Origin of the sequence: Streptomyces sp. SID3212 (assembly GCF_009865405.1) — a bacterium.
Taxonomy (GTDB): Bacteria; Actinomycetota; Actinomycetes; order Streptomycetales; family Streptomycetaceae; genus Streptomyces.
Map to the genome: position 1 here is coordinate 1 of NZ_WWJY01000927.1, position 5,578 is coordinate 5,578.

The 5,578-nt window shown below is 71.6% G+C and carries 4 protein-coding genes and 1 pseudogene; 2 read left to right on the forward strand and 3 right to left on the reverse strand.

The window, feature by feature from the left end; all coding sequences use genetic code 11:
- Positions 1–1,415, forward strand: a pseudogene (locus GT042_RS27565) (hypothetical protein); the annotation flags it as partial.
- Between the two features lie 97 nt (positions 1,416–1,512).
- On the opposite strand, the gene GT042_RS27570 reads toward GT042_RS27565, so the two are convergent.
- From GT042_RS27570 to GT042_RS27580, 3 genes are all read right to left on the reverse strand, one after another.
- Positions 1,513–3,159, reverse strand: coding sequence for a long-chain fatty acid--CoA ligase (locus GT042_RS27570; protein ID WP_161311427.1), 1,647 nt, complete (start codon positions 3,157–3,159; stop codon positions 1,513–1,515).
- A 183-nt stretch (positions 3,160–3,342) separates the two neighbouring features.
- Positions 3,343–3,966 (reverse strand): SigE family RNA polymerase sigma factor, encoded by a 624-nt coding sequence (locus tag GT042_RS27575; protein WP_161311428.1) that lies wholly within the window; start codon positions 3,964–3,966, stop codon positions 3,343–3,345.
- Between the two features lie 288 nt (positions 3,967–4,254).
- The gene (locus GT042_RS27580; protein WP_161311429.1) at positions 4,255–4,566 is read right to left on the reverse strand and encodes a hypothetical protein; all 312 of its coding nucleotides are present in this window, start codon (positions 4,564–4,566) and stop codon (positions 4,255–4,257) included.
- Between the two features lie 335 nt (positions 4,567–4,901).
- Here GT042_RS27580 and GT042_RS27585 point away from each other — a divergent pair.
- A partial coding sequence (locus GT042_RS27585; protein WP_161311430.1) for a bifunctional DNA primase/polymerase occupies positions 4,902–5,578 on the forward strand: 677 nt, incomplete at its 3' end.

Sequence of the window (5,578 nt, forward strand, 5' to 3'; positions counted from 1 at the left end):
GTGGCGCCCATCAGCCGCTCCCGCCCGCCCAGCCCCTGCCGGAAGAGGCATCGTCCCCGGACTCCACCCAGGGCCGCGCCTTCAACGTGCGGACGCTCGGCCAGGGTGTGCCGTTCTCCCACCAGCAGCCGGCCCAGCCGACCCAAGGGCGCGGGCAGAGCCTGGTGCCGGGCCCGGTCCCCGTCCCGGGACCGCAGGGCCAGCCCGCCCAGCCACCCGTCGCGCACGTCCCGTCCGCACCGCCCACGCAGGCACCGGTACCGGCCCAGACACCGGCACCGGCACCGGCACCGGCACACCACCAGAGCCACAGCCAGGGACAGGGCCAAGCCCTGCAAAGTCAGAGCCAGGGCCAGGGTCAGGGCCTCGCCCACACCCAAGGTCAGGGCCAGGGCCACGGCGACACCCAGGGCGGCCAAGCCCACAGCAGCGCCAGCGGCAGCCCCTCCGGCACCCTCGGCTCCGGCCGCCGCCGCAAGCTCGGCACCCCGCCCGACAGCGACCACCCCGAGGCGAACCAGAGGTCCCACCCCCAGGGTTCCTCCCGCCTCCCCACCTCCCACCCCGAGGGACGCTCGTACGCGATAGGCGCGCCCGACGAGGGCGCCGAGGGTCCCCAGCCGCTGGACGGTCCCGGCGGCGCGGTCGAGGTGGCCAACCGCCCCCAGCCGCGCCCCGTCGACGACGAACTCCCCCCGGAGCCCCTCGACAACCCGCGCCGGCTGCTCGTCTGGCCCGCCCCGGACGTCTCCACCTCGCAGGCGCTCAGCGACCGCGGTTACCGCCCGGTCGTCGTGCACTCGCGCGAGGAGGTCGACGCCCAGATCGCCGCGTTCCCCGCCGCGCTCTTCGTCGACCCCCTGACCGGCCCCATCACCCGTACGGCGCTCCAGTCCCTGCGCCAGGCCGCCGTGGCCGCCGAGGTCCCCGTCCTGGTCACGGCCGGCCTGGGACAGGCGACGCGGGAAGCGGCGTACGGCGCGGACCCCGCCGTACTCCTCAAGGCCCTGGCACCGCGCGACAGCGAGCAGCACCCCCCGCGCGTCCTCCTGGTCGAGGAGCACGACGAGATCGCGCTCGCGCTGACGGACACGCTGGAGCGGCGCGGCATGCAGGTCGCGCGGGCCGCCACCGACGACCAGGCCGTGGCCCTGGCCGGGCAGATGCGGCCGAACCTGGTGGTCATGGACCTGATGCAGGTACGGCGGCAGCGCGCCGGGATCATCGACTGGCTGCGGGCGAACGGCCAGTTGAACCGTACGCCGCTGGTCGTCTACACCTCCGTCGGCATCGATCCGGCGGAGCTGCCGCGGCTGTCGTCGGGGGAGACCGTACTGTTCCTGGCCGAGCGGTCCACGAGCGACGAGGTGCAGTCCCGGATCGTGGAACTGCTCGCGAAGATCGGGACGAACTGACCGCCCGTCCCGCTCCTCGCCCTCCGCGCTCCGCCCCCCGCGCTACGGCCTCCGCCTCTGCGCGCCTGCGCGCCTGCGCGCCTGCGCGCCTACGCGCCTACAGAACCGTGATGTCCAACTCCCCCGCCGCGTACCGCGCCCTGATCACCTTCTTGTCGAACTTCCCCACGCTCGTCTTCGGCACCGACTCCACCAGCGCCCACCGCTCGGGCAACTGCCACTTGGCGACCCGCCCGGCGAGGAACTGCTTGAGCGCCGTGTAGTCGGCGCCCGCGCCCTCCTTGAGGACGACGGTCGCGAGCGGGCGTTCGCCCCACTTCTCGTCCGGTACGGCCACCACCGCGGCCTCCGCCACCTCCGGGTGGGCCATCAGCGCGTTCTCCAGCTCGACGCTGGAGATCCACTCGCCCCCGGACTTGATGACGTCCTTCGCGCGGTCGGTGAGCGTGAGATACCCGTCGGGGCTGATGACACCGACGTCACCGGTCCGCAGCCAGCCGTCCTCGCTGAACTTGTCCTCGGGCCTGATCGGTTCGGCGCCCGCGCCGCCGTAGTACGCCGCCGCGATCCACGGACCCCGTACCTCCAGTTCACCGGCCGACTCGCCGTCCCATGGCAGGAAGTCGCCATCGGGGCCCGCGAGGCGTGCCTCGACACCGGCCGGGAAGCGGCCCTGCGTGATGCGGTACGGCCACTCCTGCTCGGCGGTCAGGCCGGCGGGCGGGTTGGACGTCGTGCCCAGCGGCGAGGTCTCGGTCATCCCCCACGCGTGACAGAGCCGTACACCCAGCTTGTCGTACGCCTCCATCAGCGACGGCGGACAGGCCGAACCGCCGATGGTGACGCGGGCCATGGAGGTCAGGTCGCGCGGCCGGGCGGTGACCTCGGCGAGGAGCCCCTGCCAGATGGTCGGGACGGCGGCGGCGTGGGTGGGCTTCTCGCGCTCGATCATGTCGGCGAGGGGCGCGGGCTGGAGGAAACGGTCGGGCATCAGCATGTTGACGCCCGCCATGAAAGTGGCGTGGGGCAGCCCCCAGGCCGCCACGTGGAATTGGGGCACTACGACGAGGGTGGTGTCCTGGTCGGTCAGCCCCATCGACTCGGTCATGTTGACCTGCATGGAGTGCAGGTAGATGGAGCGGTGGGAGTAGACGACCCCCTTGGGCTCACCGGTGGTGCCGGAGGTGTAGCACATGGCGGCGGCGGCGCGTTCGTCCAGCTCGGGCCAGTCGTAGCCGGTGGGACGGCCGGCGATCAGCTCCTCGTACTCATGGACACGGGCCGTGGCCCCGTCGAGGAGGGCGCGGTCGCCGGGACCGGAGACGACGACGTGCTCGACGGTCGGCAGGTGCGGGAGGAGGGGCGCCAGCAGGGGCAGCAGGGAGCCGTTGGCGATGACGACCCGGTCGGCGGCGTGGTTGACGATCCAGACCAACTGCTCCGGCGGGAGGCGGAGGTTGAGGGTGTGGAGGATCGCCCCCATGGACGGAATGGCGAGGTACGCCTCGACGTGCTCGGCGTTGTTCCACATCAGCGTGGCCACGCGTTCGTCGTCGGTGACCCCGAGCCCGTCACGCAGGGCGTTGGCGAGCTGTGTCGCCCGTACGCCGACGTCGGCGAAGCTGCGGCGCTGCGGCTCGTCCTCCCCTGTCCAGGTCGTGACCTGCGACTTTCCGTGGATGGTCATCCCGTGGCGCAGGATGCGGGTCACAGTTAGCGGTACGTCCTGCATGGTGCTGAGCACGGGCGTCCTCCCGGTCGGCGCTGACACTGTGGCGTGGCGCTGATGCTGCGAGGATTCTGCGCACATACCGCGCGGTATGTCACTACCCGGGAGTAGAGCGAAAGAAGAATCGAGAGGAATCGAGAAGGTGAGGGAAGTCGAGGAAGTCGAGGGGAAGTCGGGAAGGGAAGGGGCCGGGCCCGCTCAACGCACCGGCGACAGTTCGGGATCCTCCCGGAGCTTTCCCAGGGCCCGCGAGACCGCGCTCTTGACCGTACCGACCGAGACGCCCAGCACTTCGGCGGTCTGCACCTCGCTGAGGTCTTCGTAGTACCGCAGCACCACCATCGCCCGCTGGCGGTCGGGCAGTCTCATCACCGCCCGCCACATCGCGTCGTGCAACACCTGCTGTTCGGCCGGGTCGGGCTCGGGCAGCCCCACCGGCTCGGGCAGTTCGTCGCAGACAAATTCGTCGACCTTGCGCTTGCGCCACTGGGACGTACGGGTGTTGAGGAGGGCGCGGCGTACGTATCCGTCGAGGGCGCGGTGGTCCTCGATCCGGTCCCAGGCGACGTACGTCTTGGTGAGCGCTGTCTGGAGCAGGTCCTCCGCGTCGCTCGGGTTGGCGGTCAGCGAGCGTGCCGTACGGAGCAGGACGGGGCCGCGTGCGCGTACGTACGACGAGAACGAGGCGTACGGCGCGTAGGTCGAACGGGCCGGGTGCGCGGAGTGCGCTGTGCGCGCGGGGTGGGGCGGGTGCGCGGAGTGGGGCGGAAAGGCGGTCGTTTTGACGGCTGTGGAGGCGTTTGCGCAGACAGGCGTGGTCATGGCTCCACGCTAGGAGCGGGGCTCCGCCAGGGGATCGGCCCCAGGTCCCGAAGCTGTCTCCGCCTCAGGGTGTAGGGGTGGTGCCGGCCCCACCTCCTGAAGGTGGAGAACAGGTGACGTGGCCCGTCAGGGTCGGCGAGGGGTGGGCAGGGTCCGGGCCGGCCGGGACGGCGGTCGTGACGGCGACCGGGACGACAAAGCCCTGCGCGACGGGGCCGGAAGACCGGACCACCGCCGCGCAGGAATTCGTATCACCCCTTGATCACACACCCCCCGTCGGGCCGCGTGTCACCAGAGGTTCGTGAAGGACACCGAGATGTTCTCGTTGGACTGGTCGATCGCCGTGAAGGCGGAGCCGACCACGCTGGCGGTGTTGTTCTGGTTGGACGCGCCGGGGCCGTTGGCCACCTGCTGGGTGGTGGTCGAATTGCCGTAGTTGTTCCCACCCACACCGCTGCCACTGATCGTGGACACGATCGCGTTCGATCCGTCGTTCGCGAGTCCGCCGTTGTCGGCCTCGGCCACCCCGGTGAAGAGCGCGGCGGCGAGGGGCAGCGCGGCGACAGCGGCAATGACGCGAACAGTACGGAAGCTTGCCATGTCAGTTCCTCCAGGAACGAGAAGTACGGCTTGTCCCAAGGCAGTTGGCCGACCGCCCGGGTCGTGGTGACGACGTCGCGAACTCAGGATTGCCCACCGAATCCCCGGTGAACCAGTCCGGAGCCCCCCATTCCCTCGCAAGCGTGAGGACAAGTCGATAAACCCGCTTTGCGCCCCCAAAGCGGTACATCACCCCAGCCGGGCCGCCGAGCCCGGGCGCCGCAAGAGGCGAAGCGTTTCGGCACACATCCGTACGTATCCGAACTTTCACGTCCCGGACACCCTCACTCCGGCCCCCTCTTCCTTTCTTCGAACAACTGTACGAACATGGAGTCATGGCCACCACCGCCCCGCACACCGCCACCCTGGCTCTCGCCCACGCGCTGTCCGCCGCCGAGCGCGGGCTCCCCGTCATCCCCCTGTCCCCCACCAAGCTCCCCGCGCTGCCCTCGCCGCACCGGGGCGAGCCCGAACCGGGCCTCTGCCGCGGCGAGTGCGGGCGCCCGGGCCACGGCGTGCACGACGCGACCACCGACCCCGCCGCCGTACGGGCCCTGTTCGCGGCGGCGCCCTGGGCCACGGGGTACGGCATCGCGTGCGGGCGGGCCCCGCACCACCTGATCGGCATCGACCTGGACGTCACGCCGACGGGCGCCGAATCCCCCGGTACGGCCTCATCCGCAGGCACGGCACCGTTTCCCGGCACGGCAGCCTCTCCCGGTCCGGCCCCTGGAACGCCTCCGTACACCGAAGCCACCCCGGCCTCGGTGACCGCGCTCCAGCAGATCGCCTTCCAGCACCTGTTCACGCTCCCGGAGACGGTCACGGTGCTGACCCCCAGCGGGGGCCGTCACCTCTGGCTGTCCGGCCCGCCGGACGTCACCGTCCCCAACTCCGCCGGCCGCCTCGCCCCCGGCATCGACGTACGGGGAGCGGGCGGCTACCTCATGGGCCCGGGCTCGGTCAGCGCCCGGGGCGCGTACCGGCTGGCCCCCGGCTCGGCCGGCCTCTC